This is a genomic window from Pseudomonas sp. LPB0260, from assembly GCF_013388395.1.
In genome coordinates this window covers 3937634-3955450 of the sequence record NZ_CP058247.1, presented here as the reverse complement: position 1 = coordinate 3955450, position 17817 = coordinate 3937634, and the positions used below count along the sequence as shown (strand labels likewise).

The 17817-nt window shown below is 62.7% G+C and carries 17 protein-coding genes, 2 tRNA genes and 1 rRNA gene; 11 read left to right on the top strand and 9 right to left on the bottom strand.

Annotated features, from left to right (window positions below; genetic code table 11):
• Positions 1 to 53 precede the first annotated feature (53 nt).
• Complete coding sequence (gene crp / locus LPB260_RS17695; RefSeq protein WP_208707113.1) at positions 54 to 698, bottom strand: cAMP-activated global transcriptional regulator CRP; 645 nt, start codon at positions 696 to 698, stop codon at positions 54 to 56.
• Between the two features lie 239 nt (positions 699 to 937).
• Between crp and LPB260_RS17690 the strand changes: the two genes are divergently transcribed.
• Both LPB260_RS17690 and speD read left to right on the top strand, forming a co-directional pair.
• Positions 938 to 1360, top strand: coding sequence for an OsmC family protein (locus LPB260_RS17690; RefSeq protein ID WP_208707112.1), 423 nt, complete (start codon positions 938 to 940; stop codon positions 1358 to 1360).
• A 219-nt stretch (positions 1361 to 1579) separates the two neighbouring features.
• The gene (speD, locus tag LPB260_RS17685) at positions 1580 to 2374 is read left to right on the top strand and encodes an adenosylmethionine decarboxylase (RefSeq protein ID WP_208707111.1); all 795 of its coding nucleotides are present in this window, start codon (positions 1580 to 1582) and stop codon (positions 2372 to 2374) included.
• Between the two features lie 56 nt (positions 2375 to 2430).
• Here the strand turns inward: speD and coq7 are convergent, their stop codons facing one another.
• Positions 2431 to 3078, bottom strand: a complete 648-nt coding sequence (gene coq7 / locus LPB260_RS17680; RefSeq protein ID WP_208707110.1) for a 2-polyprenyl-3-methyl-6-methoxy-1,4-benzoquinone monooxygenase — start codon at positions 3076 to 3078, stop codon at positions 2431 to 2433.
• Positions 3079 to 3192: 114 nt separating this feature from the next.
• Entirely contained in the window at positions 3193 to 3531 is a 339-nt protein-coding gene (locus tag LPB260_RS17675; RefSeq protein ID WP_208707109.1) for a histidine triad nucleotide-binding protein, read from the bottom strand.
• 78 nt (positions 3532 to 3609) lie between these two features.
• Here LPB260_RS17675 and LPB260_RS17670 point away from each other — a divergent pair, with 78 nt between their 5' ends.
• Positions 3610 to 5094, top strand: coding sequence for an AAA family ATPase (locus LPB260_RS17670; protein WP_208707108.1), 1485 nt, complete (start codon positions 3610 to 3612; stop codon positions 5092 to 5094).
• Between the two features lie 12 nt (positions 5095 to 5106).
• Here the strand turns inward: LPB260_RS17670 and LPB260_RS17665 are convergent, their stop codons facing one another.
• From LPB260_RS17665 to hemJ, 4 genes are all read right to left on the bottom strand, one after another.
• On the bottom strand, positions 5107 to 5898 hold the full coding sequence (locus tag LPB260_RS17665; RefSeq protein ID WP_208707107.1) for an SDR family oxidoreductase: 792 nt from the start codon (positions 5896 to 5898) through the stop codon (positions 5107 to 5109).
• Between the two features lie 119 nt (positions 5899 to 6017).
• The gene (locus tag LPB260_RS17660) at positions 6018 to 6998 is read right to left on the bottom strand and encodes a DUF805 domain-containing protein (RefSeq protein WP_208707106.1); all 981 of its coding nucleotides are present in this window, start codon (positions 6996 to 6998) and stop codon (positions 6018 to 6020) included.
• A 122-nt stretch (positions 6999 to 7120) separates the two neighbouring features.
• Positions 7121 to 8083, bottom strand: coding sequence for a nitronate monooxygenase family protein (locus LPB260_RS17655; protein ID WP_208707105.1), 963 nt, complete (start codon positions 8081 to 8083; stop codon positions 7121 to 7123).
• Positions 8084 to 8110: 27 nt separating this feature from the next.
• The gene (gene hemJ, locus LPB260_RS17650; protein ID WP_208707104.1) at positions 8111 to 8539 is read right to left on the bottom strand and encodes a protoporphyrinogen oxidase HemJ; all 429 of its coding nucleotides are present in this window, start codon (positions 8537 to 8539) and stop codon (positions 8111 to 8113) included.
• Positions 8540 to 8674: 135 nt separating this feature from the next.
• On the opposite strand from hemJ, the gene argC reads away from it, so the two are divergent.
• The 4 genes from argC to erpA all read left to right on the top strand — a co-directional run bounded on the left by argC (position 8675) and on the right by erpA (position 11289).
• Positions 8675 to 9709: an N-acetyl-gamma-glutamyl-phosphate reductase gene (gene argC / locus LPB260_RS17645; protein WP_208707103.1), complete on the top strand. Its 1035-nt coding sequence runs from the start codon at positions 8675 to 8677 to the stop codon at positions 9707 to 9709.
• Complete coding sequence (locus tag LPB260_RS17640) at positions 9709 to 10440, top strand: DUF6776 family protein (RefSeq protein WP_208707102.1); 732 nt, start codon at positions 9709 to 9711, stop codon at positions 10438 to 10440. Before argC ends, LPB260_RS17640 begins: the two co-directional genes overlap by 1 nt.
• Positions 10441 to 10449: 9 nt before the next feature.
• Complete coding sequence (locus tag LPB260_RS17635; RefSeq protein WP_208707101.1) at positions 10450 to 10860, top strand: polymer-forming cytoskeletal protein; 411 nt, start codon at positions 10450 to 10452, stop codon at positions 10858 to 10860.
• A gap of 78 nt (positions 10861 to 10938) precedes the next feature.
• A complete protein-coding gene (gene erpA, locus LPB260_RS17630; RefSeq protein WP_208707100.1) occupies positions 10939 to 11289 on the top strand; it encodes an iron-sulfur cluster insertion protein ErpA in 351 nt (116 codons plus the stop codon).
• A gap of 75 nt (positions 11290 to 11364) precedes the next feature.
• Here erpA and LPB260_RS17625 read toward each other — a convergent pair whose 3' ends face one another.
• Positions 11365 to 12456 carry an anhydro-N-acetylmuramic acid kinase gene (locus LPB260_RS17625; RefSeq protein WP_208707099.1) on the bottom strand — a complete coding sequence of 364 codons (1092 nt, stop codon included), beginning with the start codon at positions 12454 to 12456 and terminating at the stop codon, positions 11365 to 11367.
• Between the two features lie 5 nt (positions 12457 to 12461).
• The gene (locus LPB260_RS17620) at positions 12462 to 13883 is read right to left on the bottom strand and encodes a peptidoglycan DD-metalloendopeptidase family protein (protein ID WP_208707098.1); all 1422 of its coding nucleotides are present in this window, start codon (positions 13881 to 13883) and stop codon (positions 12462 to 12464) included.
• A gap of 213 nt (positions 13884 to 14096) precedes the next feature.
• Here LPB260_RS17620 and tyrS point away from each other — a divergent pair, with 213 nt between their 5' ends.
• From tyrS to LPB260_RS17600, 4 genes are all read left to right on the top strand, one after another.
• Positions 14097 to 15296: a tyrosine--tRNA ligase gene (tyrS, locus tag LPB260_RS17615; RefSeq protein ID WP_208707097.1), complete on the top strand. Its 1200-nt coding sequence runs from the start codon at positions 14097 to 14099 to the stop codon at positions 15294 to 15296.
• 561 nt (positions 15297 to 15857) lie between these two features.
• Positions 15858 to 17394, top strand: a 16S ribosomal RNA gene (locus LPB260_RS17610).
• Between the two features lie 65 nt (positions 17395 to 17459).
• A tRNA-Ile gene (locus tag LPB260_RS17605) sits at positions 17460 to 17536 on the top strand.
• A 31-nt stretch (positions 17537 to 17567) separates the two neighbouring features.
• Positions 17568 to 17643, top strand: a tRNA-Ala gene (locus LPB260_RS17600).
• Positions 17644 to 17817: the final 174 nt, after the last annotated feature.

Genomic DNA, 17817 nt, shown 5'->3' with positions numbered 1-17817 from the left:
CCTGGTGCATAAAAAAGCCGGCGCATGCGCCGGCTTTTTTATGCAGGCGATATTCAGCGGGTGCCGAACACCACCATGGTCTTGCCCTTGACGTGCACCAGGCCCTGTTCTTCCAGGGACTTGAGCACCCGGCCGACCATCTCCCGCGAGCAGCCGACGATGCGGCCGATCTCCTGGCGGGTGATCTTGATCTGCATGCCGTCCGGATGGGTCATCGCGTCCGGCTGCTTGCACAGGTCGAGCAGGGTGCGCGCGACGCGACCGGTGACATCGAGGAAGGCCAGGTCGCCGACCTTGCGCGTGGTGTTGCGCAGGCGTTCGGCCATCTGGCTGCCGAGGGCGTAGAGGATGTCCGGGTCCTGTTGGGTCAGTTCGCGGAACTTGGCGTAGCTGAGCTCGGCCACCTCGCATTCGGTCTTGGCCCGAACCCAGGCGCTGCGCTCCTTCTCGGTGCCGTCCTTTTCGAATAGGCCCATCTCGCCGAAGAAGTCGCCGGCGTTGAGGTAGGCGATGATCATTTCGCGGCCATCATCGTCCTCGATCAGGATGGTGACTGAGCCCTTGACGATGAAGAACAGGGTCTCGCAACGATCCCCCGCATAGATGATGGTGCTCTTCGCCGTGTAGCGACGGCGATGGCAGTGTGCGAGGAGTTTGTCGAGATTCTTTATTTTAGGTGTGAGGGTAATAGCGACCATTCGCGAGTCCCGAGTGAAGCCAAAAGGGTAAGCCTAGTTCCAGCAGGCGATTTCTTATTCAGTTGCCCGGCGCAGTGCGCCAGTAATCCGGCGCCAGCTTACCAGACACTTTTGCGTCGGTGGGCATTTTGCCTTGTGGTTGGCCGTGTGCCCTGGGTCGTTGACGCATTGCTGACAAGGCAGGTCGTTATTTGGCGCTGTGGTAAGCTGCGTCCCTTTTTAGCAGCGGAGACTCGGTAATGAAAGCGCGCATTCAGTGGGCCGGAGACGCCCTGTTTCTCGGTGAGTCGGGTAGCGGCCATGCGGTGGTGATGGATGGCCCGCCGGAGAGCGGTGGCCGCAACCTCGGCATACGCCCGATGGAGATGCTGCTGATCGGTTTGGGCGGCTGCAGCAACTTCGATGTGGTGAGCATTCTGAAGAAGTCCCGACAGGCGGTAGAGAGCTGCGAAGCCTTCGTCGAAGCCGAGCGCGCCGGCGAGGAGCCCAAGGTGTTCACCAAGATCCACCTGCGTTTCGTGGTCAAGGGGCGCGGTTTGAAGGAAGCCCAGGTCAAGCGTGCCGTCGAATTGTCGGCGGAGAAATACTGCTCGGCCTCGATCATGCTGGGGCGCGCCGGGGTCGAAATCAGCCATGCCTACGAAATCGTCGAGCTGGGCTGATCACCTTTCATCATTTGCTTGGTGCGGACGCTGGCGGACGGCCTGCGTCATCTGCATAATGTCGCCCCATTTTTCGGGGCGTCATACGCTTTGAACGGACAACCAAACTCGCCAGTGCGAAGAGGTGTTAATCGTCCTACGCAGCTGCGTCGTTAGCAGCTGACGGGCATGCTCGATCACGCGGCCTGGCCGCATCCACCATAGAGAGTTCCAACGGTGATGAAAAGCAAACTCAGGCTCCACGGGTTCAACAACCTGACGAAGACCTTGAGCTTCAACATCTATGACATCTGCTACGCGGAAACCGCGGAAGATCAGCAGGCCTATGTCCAGTACATCGACGAAGAGTACGACGCCGAGCGCCTGACCCAGATTCTCACCGATGTTGTCGACATTATCGGCGCCAATATCCTCAATATCGCTCGCCAGGACTACGAGCCCCAGGGCGCCAGCGTGACCATCCTGATCTCCGAGCAACCGGTGGAGCCGACGGAGAGCCAGATCGAGGAGTCGCCCGGCCCGCTGCCCGAGACCATTCTCGCGCACCTGGACAAGAGTCACATCACCGTGCACACCTACCCGGAGATCCATCCGGTGGAGGGTATCGCCACCTTCCGTGTGGATATCGATGTGTCCACCTGTGGCCTGATCTCGCCGCTCAAGGCGCTGAACTACCTGATCCACCAGTTCGATTCGGACATCGTCACGGTCGACTACCGGGTGCGTGGTTTCACCCGTGACGTGGACGGCAAGAAGCACTTCATCGACCACGAGATCAACTCGATCCAGAACTACCTCTCCGACGACACCCAGGCGGCGTACCAGATGACCGACGTCAACGTGTACCAGGAGAACCTGTTCCACACCAAGATGCTGCTCAAGGACTTCGAACTGGACAACTACCTGTTCGGCGACGCGACCAGCAACCTGACGCCTGAGCAGCGCCAGCAGGTCGAAGAGCGTCTGCGTCACGAGATGCTGGAGATCTTCTACGCGCGCAACATGCCGCACTGATCGCGCGGCAGCAGACGCAAAAAGGGCGCCCTCGGCGCCCTTTTTGCGTCTGCAATCTAGAGGCGGTAGGTGCTCTTGGTCATCACCTTGGACAGCAGGGTCATGCCCAGCTTGACCGGCGCGGGGAAGCGCAGGCCGCCGGCTTCCACGGCGCTGGTGGCATGCTGGGCTTCGTCCTCGCGCATCTGCTCGAGGATCGCCCGGGACTTTCCATCCTCGGGCGGCAGCTGCTGCAGGTGTTCGTCGAGGTGCTTGACCACCTGGTCCTCGGTGGCGGCGACGAAGCCCAGGCTGACCCGGTCGCTGATCAGTCCGGCGACCGCGCCGACGCCGAGCGACAGGCCGTAGAACAGCGGGTTGAGCACGCTGGGCTGGCTGCCGAGCTGACGGATGCGCTGCTCGCACCAGGCCAGGTGGTCGGTCTCCTCGTCGGCGGCATGCTCCATGGCGGCGCGTACTTCCGGCAGTTTGGCGGTCAGCGCCTGGCCCTGATACAGCGCCTGGGCACAGACTTCGCCGGTGTGGTTGATGCGCATGAGGCCGGCAACATGCCGGGCCTGCTCGGCATCCAGCTCGACTTCATTCTGCACGATCGCCGGCGACGGGCGGCTGGGCTGGCCACTGAAGGGCAGCAGGGTGCGCAGGGCCATGTCGGCCTGCAGCAGCAGGCGGTCGACGGGCGAGTAGTGGCGATCGTTGGTCATGGGGGCCTCCGGCGTGGGCAACGCCGCGCAGTTTATCGCAATTGCCGGCTGTGGGCCGCAGCGCGAACTTGCCAGTTGCGCCGTGGCCGTTGCCTTGACGGACGTTTCGGCGACTCAGCCCGGTGGCCAGTGCAGCGGGCGCTGGCCGAGCACGTGCAGGTGGATGTGGAAGACGCTCTGGCCGGCTAGGGCCTCGCAGTTCATCACCAGGCGGAAGCCTTCCTCGCAACCCTGCTCGCGGGCCAGGCGTTGCGCGATGAAGACCATGTGCCCGAGCAGCGCCTTGTCGCCTTCCTCGAGGTCCTTGAGGGTGCGGATGTGCTGCTTCGGGATCACCAGGAAATGCACCGGCGCCTGTGGGCCGATATCGTGGAAGGCAAACACCTGGTCGTCTTCATAGAGCTTGCGCGCGGGGATCTCCCCGGCGACGATCTTGCAGAACAGACAGTCCATGGACGGTCTCCCGGCCTGTTGGAAGAGGCCTGAGTGTAACCAGACAGATTTTCCGCGACCAGTGCACAAGGAGCCTGTGTGAAGAACGACATCCATGACCTGGGGCTGGTGCTCGACTCCAAGGTCAAGCTGATCCTCATCGAATCCTGGGACGAGCCGCGCGTGTTGGAGACCCTCACCGGCCTGGCCGTCAAGCGCGGCCTCGGCCTGCACACCTGGACGGTGACCGACGGGCTGCGGCGCCTGGGTTTCGGTGCCGACCCGTTGGGCGAGGGCGCTACCCAGGAGCCGGAGGCCGCCCTGCGGCTGATCAAGGCCGACCCGCAGCCGAACCTCTATGTGATGTGCGACCTGCACCCCTTTCTCGACGACAACCCCAGGCTGGTGCGCCTGCTCAAGGAGGTCGCCCTGAGCGGCAGTCCGGGCAAGCCGACCCTGGTGCTGGTGTCCCATGCCTGCAAGTTGCCGCCGGAGGTGCAGCGCCACGCCGCGCGCTTCCGCCTGGCGCTGCCATCCGAGGATGAGCTGCTGAGCATCGTGCGCGAGGAGGCGGCGCGCTGGAGCGAGCAGAACCGCAACGCCCGGGTGCGCACCGACAACCGCACCCTGCAGCAGGTGGTGAAGAACCTGCGCGGCCTGAGCCACGGCGAGGCCCGCAGCCTGGCGCGAAACCTGATCTGCGACGACGGCGCGATCACCCAGGAAGACCTGCCGGAGTTGAACAAGGCCAAGTTCCAGTTGCTCGATCTGGAGGGGGTGTTGAGCTTCGAGTACGACACCGCGCGCTTCGCCGAAGTCGGCGGCCTGGGCAATCTCAAGCGCTGGTTGGGCGAGCGCCAGGGCATTTTCCTCGAGGGCAAGGGCATCGACCTGCCCAAGGGCGTGCTGCTGGTCGGCGTGCAGGGCGGCGGCAAGAGCCTGGCGGCCAAGGCGGTGGCGGGCATGTGGGGCCTGCCGTTGCTGCGTCTGGATTTTGGCTGCCTGTACAACAAGTTCTTCGGCGAAACCGAGCGCAACCTGCGCGAGGCGCTCAGGCTCGCGGAGCAGATGGCGCCCTGCGTGCTGTGGATGGACGAGATCGAGAAAGGTCTGGCCAGCGGTGACCACGACGGCGGCGTGAGCCAGCGGGTACTCGGCACCCTGCTGACCTGGATGGCCGAGCGCAAGGTGCCGGTGTTCATGGTGGCCACCGCCAATGCCATCGACCGGCTGCCGCCGGAACTGGTGCGCAAGGGGCGTTTCGATGAGCTGTTCTTCGTCGACCTGCCGGACGCGGCGGTGCGCGCGGAGATCTTCCGCATCCACCTGGGGCGTCGTGAGCTGGACGCCGCCAGCTTCGACCTCGACGTGCTGGCTGCGGCCAGTGCCGGATTTTCCGGCGCAGAGATCGAGCAGGTGGTGGTCAGCGGGCTGTACGCCGCCCAGGCGCAGCAGCAGGGGGTCGATCAGGGCTTGCTGCTGCGTGGCATCCAGAGCACCGCGCCGCTGTCGGTGGTGATGGCCGAGGATCTCGCCGCCTTGCGAGCCTGGGCCAGCGGTCGCACGGTCAATGCCAACGGCTGATGGCCGGGCGGTTCAAAGCGGACGGGCAAAGCGCCGGTTGATGAGGGCGGCGAGGCGGCGCACCAGCCAGCGTGGCGCCAGGCGCGGGGCCGCGGCCAGCAGGCGGTTGCGCCAGCCGGGGATGATCACCGCGCGCTTCTTCTCCAGGGCACGGACGGTCAGCAGTGCCAGCTCTTCGGCACCCATCAGCAGCTTGCGGCCTTGCAGCGGGCGCTCGTCGATCCCGGCGTTGCGGAAGAAGGCGCTGTGCGTGGGGCCCGGGCACAGCACCGACACGCTGACCCCTTGCTGCTTGAGCTCCTCGCGCAGGGCCTCGGAGAAGTGCAGCACGTAGGCCTTGCTGGCGTAGTAGTTGCTCATCCAGGCGCCCGGCTGGAAGGCGGCGAGGGAGGCGACATTGAGGATCTGCCCGCCGCCCTGCCGGGCCATGCTGGCGCCGATGGCGTGGCACAGGCGGGCGAGGGCGAGCACGTTCACCTCGATCAGCTTCTGCTCGCGACTCCAGTCCTGGGCGATGAAGGCGCCGGAGCTGCCCAGGCCAGCGTTGTTCACCAGCAGGTCGATGTTCAGTTCGCTCTGTTCCAGTTCGTGCAGCAGGCCGGACACCTGCAGCGGCTGGCTCAGGTCGCAGATGCGAAACAGCACCTCCACGGCAAAGCGCTGGCTCAGCTCCAGAGCGATGCTCTCCAGCGCCTGGCGTTGCCGGGCCACCAGGATCAGGTTGCGCCCGCGGCGTGCCAGGGCCTCGGCCAGGGCCAGGCCGATGCCGCTGGAGGCACCAGTGATCAGGGCGTAACGGGGCATCGGGGTGTCTCCGGGAGTGGGGGCGAGTTGGACCATGGCGGCGCCGCAGGAGTGGCTGGGCGGCGCATATATTACCGCCGCCCGCGGCCCGGTCAGCAAAAGAAACCGCGCTTCGGCGGTCAGGGCTGCGCCGGATTCAACTCGAGACCGCTCAGGGCCAGGCCGAGCATCGCGAAACCGCCGAGGAACAGGATCAGCAGGCCGCCGAGCAGCAGTGCCAGGAACAGTCCGGCGAGCAGTTTGACCGCCAGGCTGTTGGCCGGCGGTGGCGGCCCGTAGCGGTTGGCGCCGGCGCTACCCGGGACTATCAACAGCACCAGCCAGAACAGGCTGTTGACCAGGGGAAGAAGGTTCAACAGCAGCAGCCAGGCGCTCCAGCCGATGTCGTGCAGGCGTTGTGCGCCGATCTGCACGCTGACCACCAGCGTGCCGAGCACAACACTGACGGCCAGCACCAGGCCGAGTGTCTCCGAGATGTTGGCGGCGATGGCCACCACGCCCATGATCCCGGCCACGCAGAGGCTGAGTACCAGGGACCAGGCCAGGTAACGCAGGCGACCGATGCGCCCTTCGAGGCTGAACACATTCAGCTCGCCGTAGCGCGGCAAGGTCGCGGCCACCGCAGCCTTCGGCGTGGCGTAGGGGCTGTTGGCCGGGGCTGCGGCGTGGCCGGAGCTGCCGGTGTCGGCCTGGGAGAACACTGCCTGGTGGGCGACGAACTTGGTGATGATGATGCCGCAGCCGGCACAGGATGCCGACTTGCGCTGCTGCTGGCCGCATTTCGGACAGACCATGGTGGCGGCGAACTGAGGCGTTTCACCGAGTTCCTCCGCTTCCTTGCCGGCCAGCAGGCTCAGGCTGGCGCCCGGGTCGGGCTCCTTGCGCGCCTTGGCGCCGGCGCGATGCAGGGCGGCAAGATACTGATCGGCATCGCTTTCCGGCAGATCGCGCTTGATCGCCACGGTGCTGCCGCAGAACAGGCTGTTGATCCGCGTGCGATCGCTCTTGAACAGGCGGGCTAGGTTGTCCTTGGCCGTCTCCAGCGCCACCTCGGGCATCAGCTCGCCATCGAAGACAATCTTGAAACGGGTCTGTGTCATACAGCCTTCCTTGTCGTCCCAGGGGGGAAGGAGCCGCGCCGAATAGCAGGGTGCTGGCCCCTGACACAGCAGCCTAGAGCAGAAGTTCGCTGTCTGCCCAGTCGCCCGGTGGGGCGCCCCGTTCAGCCTGGCCAGCGTTGCTGCAGGTTCTGCGCCTGGCGCTGGGCGCCGCGGTACTCGCGGTCCAGGCGCGCCACCAGCTGCTCGACCGTCGGCAGGTCGGCGATGGTGCCCACGCCTTGGCCCGCCGACCACACGGTCTTCCAGGCCTTCGCCTCATCGTCGAGCGGCTTGAGCTTCTCGCCGTAGTCGATCTCGGCCGGGCGCTGCAGCCGCTGCAGGTCGTAGCCCGCCTGTTCGAGGCTCTGGCGCATGAAGCTGGCCGGCACCCCGGACACCGCTGGCGTGTGAATGATGTCGGCGGCCTGGGCGTCGACGATCATCTGCTTGTAGCGGCTGGGGGCCTGGTTGTCCTGGGTGGCTATGAAGCGGGTGCCGAGGTAGGCCAGGTCGGCGCCGAGCAGTTGTGCGGCGAGCAGCTCGTGGCCGTGATTGAGGCAGCCGGCGAGCAGCAGGGTCTTGTCGAAGAACTGGCGGATCTCCGCGATCAGGGCAAACGGGCTCCAGGTGCCGGCGTGCCCGCCGGCCCCGGCCGCCACCGCGATCAGTCCGTCGACCCCGGCCGCGGCGGCCTTCTCGGCATGGCGCCGGGTGGTCACGTCGTGGAATACCAGACCACCGTAGCTGTGCACCGCGTCGACCAGCTCCTTTACCGCCCCGAGGCTGGTGATCACGATCGGCACCCGTTGCTCGACGCAGATTGCCAGGTCGGCCTGCAGTCGCGGATTACTGGCATGCACGATCAGGTTGACCGCGTAGGGCGCCGCCGACTCAACCAGCCCCGCGCCGATCTCCTCCAGCCAGGCGCGAAAGCCGCTGCTTTCGCGTTGGTTCAGCGCCGGGAAGCTGCCGACTATGCCGCTGCGGCAGCAGGCCAGCACCAGTTGCGGATTCGACACCAGAAACATCGGCGCGGCGACCACCGGCAGGCGCAGGCGTTGTTCGAGCAGGGCGGGCAGGGGCATGGCGACTCCTTCGATCAGTGGGGCGAATCAGAACGGACGGACTACCACCAGCACGACGATGGCGATCAGCAGCAGCACCGGCGCCTCGTTGAACCAGCGATAGAACACGTGGCTGCGCCGGTTCTCGCCGCGGGCGAAGGCTTTGAGCTGGGCGCCGCAGATATGGTGGTAGCCGATCAGCAGTAGCACCAGGGCGAGCTTGGCGTGCATCCAGCCCTGGCTGAAATAGGCGCCGGCGTTGAGGCTCAGCAGACCGATGCCGAATACCAGGGTGGCGATCATCGAGGGCAGCATGATGCCGCGGTACAGCTTGCGTTCCATGACGCAGAAGCGTTCGCGGCTGGCGTCGTCCTCGCTCATGGCGTGGTAGACGAACAGCCGCGGCAGGTAGAACAACCCGGCGAACCAGCAGACCAGGGCGATGATGTGCAGGGCCTTGAGCCACAGATAGAGCATGCTTAGAGCCTCGAGATATAAACAGCCCCGATAGTAGTGGCCACTGTCACCCGCGTCATCAGCAGCGGTTGGCCCCTGGCCGATGCGGCTTTATCATCGGCTACTTTCCAATGGCTTTTTCGCAAGGGGCAACTAATGGTCAAGGTCGGTATCGTCGGCGGCACTGGGTACACCGGTGTCGAGCTGTTACGTCTGCTGGCGCAGCACCCGCAGGCGCGAGTCGAGGTCATTACGTCGCGCTCCGAAGCGGGCATGCGCGTCGACGAGATGTACCCGAATCTGCGTGGGCACTACCCGAACCTGGCCTTCAGTGTGCCGGATGTGAAAACCTTGGGCGCCTGCGACGTGGTGTTCTTCGCCACCCCCCACGGCGTTGCCCACGCCCTGGCCGGCGAGTTGCTGGCCGCCGGCACCAAGGTCATCGACCTGTCCGCCGACTTCCGCCTGCAGGACGCCGAGGAGTGGGCCAAATGGTACGGCCAGCCCCATGGCGCGCCGGACCTGCTGCCGGAGGCGGTCTACGGCCTGCCGGAGGTCAACCGCGAGGCGATCAAGCAGGCGCGCCTGATCGCCGTGCCCGGTTGCTACCCCACCGCCGCCCAGCTCGGCCTGATTCCGCTGCTGGAGGCCGGCCTGGCCGACTCCGGCCGGCTGATCGCCGACTGCAAGTCAGGGGTCAGCGGTGCCGGCCGTGGGGCCAGTGTCGGTTCGCTGTTCAGCGAGGCCGGCGAGAGCATGAAGGCCTACGGGGTCAAGGGCCATCGCCACCTGCCGGAGATTCGCCAGGGCCTGCGTCGCGCGGCCGGCAGCGAGGTGGGGCTGACCTTCGTGCCGCACCTGACGCCGATGATTCGTGGCATCCACGCCACCCTCTACGCCACCGTGGCGGATCGCAGCGTGGACCTGCAGGCGCTGTACGAACAGCGCTACGCCAACGAGCCCTTTGTCGACGTGATGCCCGCCGGCAGTCACCCGGAAACCCGCAGCGTGCGCGGCGCCAACGTCTGCCGCATCGCCGTGCACCGGCCCCAGGACGGCGACCTGGTGGTGGTGCTGTCGGTGATCGACAACCTGGTCAAGGGCGCGTCGGGGCAGGCCCTGCAGAACATGAACATCCTTTTCGGACTGGATGAGCAGCTCGGCCTGGCGCACGCGGCCCTGTTGCCCTGATGGCTGGCTGGGAAGTCCGCCCTAGTGATCCGCGGCGCGCCGGTCGGGTGCGCCTGGCGCTGCTGCTGCTGATCGTCGCGGTGCCCCTGGCCTTCGCCGCGGGTGCCTGGTGGCAGGCCCGCAGCACCCAGGCCTTCATGGCCGAATACGACGCGCTGCAGGCACAGTTGAGCGAGCAGGCGCGGGAACTGGATCAGCTGCGCCAGAGCCTGGCGGTGCTTAGCAGCGGCGAAAAGGTCGCCCAGCAGGCCAACGAGCAGAATCGCCTGACCATCAAGCTGCTCGAGGAGCAGATCTTCAAGCAGCAGCAGGACCTGGCCTTCTACAAGGGCGTGCTGGCGCCCGCCAGTCGTCGCGAAGGCCTGCGTATTCGTGCCTTTGAGTTGCAGGCCACGGACACGCCCCGGCAATTTCGCTACAAACTGCTGCTCAGCCGGGTGGGCAAGGACGACAAGCCGTTGCAGGGCCAGTTGCGGGTGACCGTGGAGGGGCGGCAGGGCGGCAAGGACGTCAGTCTGGCGCTGGCGGACCTGACCCAGGGATTGCCCGAGCAGTTCAGCGAGAAGGCGATTGTCTTCACCTTCAAGCACTTCCAGGCGATTCCCGAGGCGGGACGTTTCGCGGAGTTGAAGTTACCTGAGGGCTTCGAGCCGCGTCAGGTCAGGGTGCGCGCCGAAGTCAAAGGCGAAAAGCCCTTGGAGCGCACATTCAAATGGATCGACGAAGAGTAACAGTCCCCGATGTGGAATAAAGACAAGAGCAAGAACGACCTGCAGCGCTTCAGCGGCAAGACCAGCCTGATTGCCACGGGCGCCGAACTGAACGGCGACCTGCGCTTTCAGGGGGCGGTACAAGTCGATGGACGCATGAACGGCAATATTCTGACCAGCGACGGCATGGTGCGGGTCAGTGTCGAGGGCCAGGTTGAAGGCGAGATTCGCGCCCCCCATATCGTCATCGACGGCGAGGTAATCGGCGACGTGCACGCCAGTGAACACCTGGAACTCGGTGCCCGGGCGCGGGTTCGCGGCAATCTCTATTACGGCCTGATGGAGATGGCCATGGGCGCGCAGATCGAGGGGCGCCTGTGCCACCTCAAGGACGGCCAGCGACCGTTGGAGCTGCCGGAGAGCCTGGATCTCGCACAATAGTTGACCGCTTTTCTAGGGTAAGCGGATAATGCAGGGCCTCAACGCAGTATGGCGCTTGGCGCCGGGAGAAAAGTCAGCATGAGCGTCGAAACCTTCACCCCCACAGCCTTGCTGTTCACCGAAGGCGCAGCGAGCAAGGTGAAGAGCCTGGTCGATGAAGAGGGCAACCCGCGCCTCAAACTGCGCGTGTTTGTCACCGGAGGCGGTTGTTCCGGCTTCCAGTACGGCTTTACCTTCGATGAAGAGGTGGCCGAGGACGACACCATCGTCGAGCGCGAAGGGGTGAGCCTGGTCGTCGACCCGATGAGCTTCCAGTATCTCGCCGGTGCCGAAGTGGATTATCAGGAAGGCCTGGAAGGCTCGCGTTTCGTGATCAAGAATCCCAACGCGACCACCACCTGCGGCTGCGGTTCGTCCTTCTCGATCTGATCGACGTCTGCCGCTTTGATCGAAACGCCGTGCCTTGTGCACGGCGTTGTCGTTTCTGCGGGCGGAGAAAGCTGCTCAGGCGGGGTAAATGGCGCCGAGCACCCGCAGCCCGCGGGCGCCGGTGACGCTTGGCCGGTTGGCGGGAACGCCTTGCAGGCAGCAGTGCGCCAGCCAGGCGAAAGCCATGGCCTCGACCCAGTCGGCGGGCACGCCGTGGGCCTCGGTGCTGCTCACTACGCTGTCGGGCAGCAGTTCGGCCAGGCGGGTCATCAGGCGGTGGTTGTGCGCGCCGCCGCCGCAGACCAGCAGCTGTTCGGGCTGGCCCATGGCGCCCGTCAAGGCGGACACGGTGCTGGTTGCGGTCAACTCCAGTAGCGTGGCCTGCACGTCCTGGGCGGCGAAGCGCGGCAGTTGGCTCAGCCGGTCATCGAGCCAGGCCAGGTTGAACAGCTCGCGGCCCGTGCTCTTCGGGCCTTGGGTGGCAAAGAATGGGTCGCTCAATAGTGCCTGCAGTAGCACGGGTTGCACATGCCCGCTGGCAGCCCAACTGCCGTCGTGGTCGTAGCTGACGCCCCGGTGGCGCTGAATCCAGGCATCCATCAGCACATTGCCGGGGCCGCAATCGAAGCCTCGCACCGCTTGTCCGGGCTGCAGCAGGCTGAGGTTGCTGAATCCGCCGATGTTCAGGACGGCGCGATGGCTGTCGGGCGCGCCGAACAGCGCCTCATGGAAGGCCGGTACCAGCGGTGCGCCCTGGCCGCCCGCCGCGACGTCGCGACGGCGGAAGTCGCCAACCACGCAGATACCGGTCAGCTCCGCCAACAGCGCGGGGTTACCGATCTGGATGCTGAAGCCGCGCGCCGGTTCGTGGCGCACCGTCTGACCGTGACTGCCGATCGCGCGGATCGCCTCCGCTGTCAGTTTCTGCTGGTCCAGTAAGGCGCCGATGCCCTGGGCGGCAAGCGCGACCCAGCGCTGTTCGGCCACTGCCGCGCGCGCCAGCTCGTCGGGACCTGGCGCACACAGCTCGAGCAGCTCGGCGCGCAGGGCGTCGGGCATGGGCAGGAAGTGCGTGGCCAGCAGGCGCGTAGTGTCGCTCTGTTCGATCAGGGCGATGTCCATGCCGTCCAGGCTGGTGCCGGACATCACGCCGAGGTAGAGCGGCATTGGCGTTAGCGCTTGTTGAGGGCGAGGAGGGTGGAGCGTTCCTTGTCCATCCGGGCCATCAACGGCTTGCTCAGTTGCAGGAAGCGCTGTTTTTCATTGCGCGCGATGGGGTCGGCCATCGGCAGCTTCTGGCTCAGCGGATCGACATGGGTGCCGTTGACCTGGAACTCGTAGTGCAGGTGCGGTCCGGTGGACAGGCCGGTGGTGCCAATGTAACCGATGATCTGCCCCTGCTTGACGCTGCCGCCGGTGCGGATGCCTTTGGCGAAACCCTGCATGTGTGCATAGAGGGTGCGATAGCGGCTGCCGTGCTGGATCACCACGGTGTTGCCGTAACCACCCTTGCGCCCGGCCAAGGCGATCTTGCCGTCGCCGGCGGCCTTGATCGGCGTGCCGCGAGGGGCTGCGTAGTCGACGCCCTTGTGGGCGCGGATCTTGTTGAGGATCGGGTGGCGACGGCCATTGGAGAAGCGCGAGCTGATGCGCGCGAAGTCCACCGGGGTGCGGATGAAGGCCTTGCGCATGCTGGTGCCGTCGGCACTGTAGTAGCTGGTGTTGCCCTGCTTGTCGGTGTAGCGCACCGCGGTGAAGGTCTTGCCGCGGTTGGTGAAGCGTGCCGAGAGGATCTCGCCGCTGCCTACCGGTTTGCCGTTGGCTACCTTCTCTTCGTAGATCAGTTCGAATGCGTCCCCTTCGCGAATGTCCATGGCGAAGTCGATGTCGTAGCCGAAGATATTGGCCAGGTCCATGGTCAGGCCATGGGACAGGCCTGCGCGCTTGGCCGACAGAAACAGCGAGCTCTTGATCACGCCGCGGGCGTAGGCCGAGCGAACTTCCGGTTTGATCAGGTCGCGCTTGAAGGCAAAGCCCTTGTCGGTCTTGGCCAGGCTGATGCTTTCCAGGTCGCTCAACTTGCTGTGCAGGCTTTCCAGCTCCCCGTCCGGCGTCAGCTGGAACTCGAGCTTCTGGCCAACCTTGAGGCGGCTGAACTGCTTGGCCTCTTTGCTGCTGTTGAGCACCGCGTGCAGGGTGGTTGCCGACAGACCGACCTTGGCAAAGAGGGTGGAAAGCGTATCGCCATTGGCAACGCTGATGGTTTTCTGAAGGGGGTCTGTTGCTGGGGTGGTTTGTTCGGCGAGCTCAGGGCTCTGTTCTTCTGTGGTGACAACTTGTTCTGCGGCGCCCTCGATTTCGGCGAACGGCGAGGCGTTGTCGGCTGCAAGGCGGCCAGCCGGTCGCAGGTCGTCCTTCTCCTGCACCACCAGTTCCGAGCCGCTGTCGAGGTCGAGATTAAGGTAGGTTCGCTTGGCTTCGACTTCCCGGGATGGGAACACCAGGAGTGCCAGGCTGAGCATCGCGGCTACGCCGCTGGCGGCCAGGATGTGGCTTTTCGGGTACAGGGGGGGCGCTTTTCTTGTAGAGGTCATGGGCGGCTTTGACTTTGAAGAGATGAAAAGAAAAAAGATGAAGAAAGAGCTGAATATGCACTAACTGTATAAAATATAACCAAATCGTCTGTGAGGCAACCCTGAAGGCGCTTGGGCGAGGCGGGGGCGGCTGTCGCGGGGCAAAACTTGTTATTTGTCCGCGATCTTGTATGGTTGGTTCCCTTTGGTTTTTGAGTGGTCGTGAGTCCTGTCATGAAGTCGGTCGAAGAGCAGCTGGCGCTGATCAAGCGTGGCGCAGAAGAGGTTTTGGTTGAGTCCGAGCTGGTGGAAAAGCTCAAGCGCGGTCAGCCGTTGCGTATCAAGGCTGGTTTCGATCCAACTGCCCCGGACCTGCATCTCGGTCATACGGTGCTTATCAACAAGCTGCGCCAGTTTCAGGAGCTGGGGCATCAGGTGGTGTTCCTGATTGGCGACTTCACCGGGATGATCGGCGACCCGAGCGGCAAGAGCGCGACCCGGCCGCCGCTCACGCGCGAGCAGGTGCTGGACAACGCCGAGACCTACAAGTCGCAGGTGTTCAAGATTCTCGATCCGGCGAAAACCGAGGTGGCCTTCAACTCCACCTGGATGGATCAGTTGACGCCGGCTGACTTCATCCGGCTGGCCTCGCAGTACACCGTGGCGCGGATGCTCGAGCGTGATGACTTCAATAAACGCTACTCGAGCAATCAGCCTATCGCCATTCATGAATTTCTCTACCCGCTGGTGCAGGGCTATGACTCTGTAGCGTTGCGTGCCGATGTCGAGCTGGGGGGGACCGATCAGAAGTTCAACCTGCTGATGGGGCGTGAGCTTCAGCGCTCCTACGGTCAGGCCTCGCAGTGCATCGTCACGATGCCGTTGCTCGAAGGCCTGGATGGCGTGAAGAAGATGTCCAAGTCCCTGGGTAATTACGTGGGTATTCAGGAGGCGCCGGGCGTGATGTACAGCAAGCTGGTGTCCATCCCCGATGTGCTCATGTGGCGTTACTTCGAGTTGCTCAGCTTCCGCTCGATGGAAGAGATCGCTCAGTTCAGGCAGGATGTCGAGCAGGGAGCCAATCCGCGCGACATCAAGATCAAACTGGCCGAAGAGATCGTGGCGCGTTTCCATGGTGAGGAAGCGGCTGCCAGCGCGCATCGATCGGCGGGCAACCGCATGAAGGATGGTGAATTGCCCGAGGATCTCCCAGGGGTTGAGCTGGTCGCCGCTGAGGATATGCCGATCGCCGCGCTGCTTAATAAGGCAGGGTTGGTTAAGAACGCCGCGATGGCGCGGGATCTGCTCGGCTCCGGTGGTGTACGAGTCGACGGCGAGGTGGTGGATCGCACCTTTATCTGCAAGCTTGGTGGGGTGTATGTGTGCCAGGCGGGCAAGAAGGCCTTCGCACGCGTCGCCCTCAAGGCTGAATAGGCGAAAATAAAGCGTCGACCTGCTGCGTCCGCTGTCTATAATGCGCGCCTTCTTCGGCGTAAGCCCCTTATAAAACGCTCTGCAAAACAAAGGGTTAAGTTTAGATAAGGGGTTGCAAAGCAGCGCAGGCTGCGTAGAATGCGCCGGGCTGACAGGGTGGCAAGTTGATCCTGTCGGCGCTTCGGTCGAGGTGATCGAAAGCGGTAAAAGAGGCGGTTGACAGCGGTTTGAAACGCTGTAGAATTCGCCTCCCGCTGACGAGAAGCTTGAGGTTGATCGGAGGCGCAAGTGGTTGAAGTAGAAAAGAAATTTTCGAAACTGCTTGACGGAAGATGAGGCTGCTGTAGAATGCGCGCCTCGGTTGAGACGAAAGACTTGGCCAACTGTTCTTTAACAACTGAATCAAGCAATTCGTGTGGGTGCTTGTGAGGTAAGACTGATAGTCAACTGATTATCAGCATCACAAAGCAACACTCGTTAATTCGAGAGTTAACTCTTTTAAGTAAGAGATTTGCGATTGCTGAGCCAAGTTTAGGGTTTTCTCAAAACCCAAGCAGTATTGAACTGAAGAGTTTGATCATGGCTCAGATTGAACGCTGGCGGCAGGCCTAACACATGCAAGTCGAGCGGATGAAGGTAGCTTGCTACCTGATTCAGCGGCGGACGGGTGAGTAATGCCTAGGAATCTGCCTGGTAGTGGGGGACAACGTTTCGAAAGGAACGCTAATACCGCATACGTCCTACGGGAGAAAGTGGGGGATCTTCGGACCTCACGCTATCAGATGAGCCTAGGTCGGATTAGCTAGTTGGTGAGGTAATGGCTCACCAAGGCGACGATCCGTAACTGGTCTGAGAGGATGATCAGTCACACTGGAACTGAGACACGGTCCAGACTCCTACGGGAGGCAGCAGTGGGGAATATTGGACAATGGGCGAAAGCCTGATCCAGCCATGCCGCGTGTGTGAAGAAGGTCTTCGGATTGTAAAGCACTTTAAGTTGGGAGGAAGGGTTGTAACCTAATACGTTGCAATTTTGACGTTACCGACAGAATAAGCACCGGCTAACTCTGTGCCAGCAGCCGCGGTAATACAGAGGGTGCAAGCGTTAATCGGAATTACTGGGCGTAAAGCGCGCGTAGGTGGTTTGTTAAGTTGGATGTGAAAGCCCCGGGCTCAACCTGGGAACTGCATCCAAAACTGGCAAGCTAGAGTACGGTAGAGGGTGGTGGAATTTCCTGTGTAGCGGTGAAATGCGTAGATATAGGAAGGAACACCAGTGGCGAAGGCGACCACCTGGACTGATACTGACACTGAGGTGCGAAAGCGTGGGGAGCAAACAGGATTAGATACCCTGGTAGTCCACGCCGTAAACGATGTCAACTAGCCGTTGGAATCCTTGAGATTTTAGTGGCGCAGCTAACGCATTAAGTTGACCGCCTGGGGAGTACGGCCGCAAGGTTAAAACTCAAATGAATTGACGGGGGCCCGCACAAGCGGTGGAGCATGTGGTTTAATTCGAAGCAACGCGAAGAACCTTACCTGGCCTTGACATGCTGAGAACTTTCCAGAGATGGATTGGTGCCTTCGGGAACTCAGACACAGGTGCTGCATGGCTGTCGTCAGCTCGTGTCGTGAGATGTTGGGTTAAGTCCCGTAACGAGCGCAACCCTTGTCCTTAGTTACCAGCACGTTATGGTGGGAACTCTAAGGAGACTGCCGGTGACAAACCGGAGGAAGGTGGGGATGACGTCAAGTCATCATGGCCCTTACGGCCAGGGCTACACACGTGCTACAATGGTCGGTACAAAGGGTTGCCAAGCCGCGAGGTGGAGCTAATCCCATAAAACCGATCGTAGTCCGGATCGCAGTCTGCAACTCGACTGCGTGAAGTCGGAATCGCTAGTAATCGTGAATCAGAATGTCACGGTGAATACGTTCCCGGGCCTTGTACACACCGCCCGTCACACCATGGGAGTGGGTTGCACCAGAAGTAGCTAGTCTAACCGCAAGGGGGACGGTTACCACGGTGTGATTCATGACTGGGGTGAAGTCGTAACAAGGTAGCCGTAGGGGAACCTGCGGCTGGATCACCTCCTTAATCGACGACATCAGCTTCCTTATAAGCTCCCACACGAATTGCTTGATTCATTGCGAAAGACGATTGGGTCTGTAGCTCAGTTGGTTAGAGCGCACCCCTGATAAGGGTGAGGTCGGCAGTTCGAATCTGCCCAGACCCACCAATTGTTGTGGGGTTTGGCCTTGTACGAATATGGGGCCATAGCTCAGCTGGGAGAGCGCCTGCCTTGCACGCAGGAGGTCAGCGGTTCGATCCCGCTTGGCTCCACCACTTACAGCACCGGTATGTAGAGTTCAGAAATGAACATTCCTGAGACTGTCAGTTGAATGTTGATTTCTGGTCTTTGACCAGTACGAAAATCGTTCTTTAAAAATTTGGGTATGTGATAGAAGTGACTGATTAATTACTTTCACTGGTAATTAGTTTGGTCAAGGTAAAATTTGC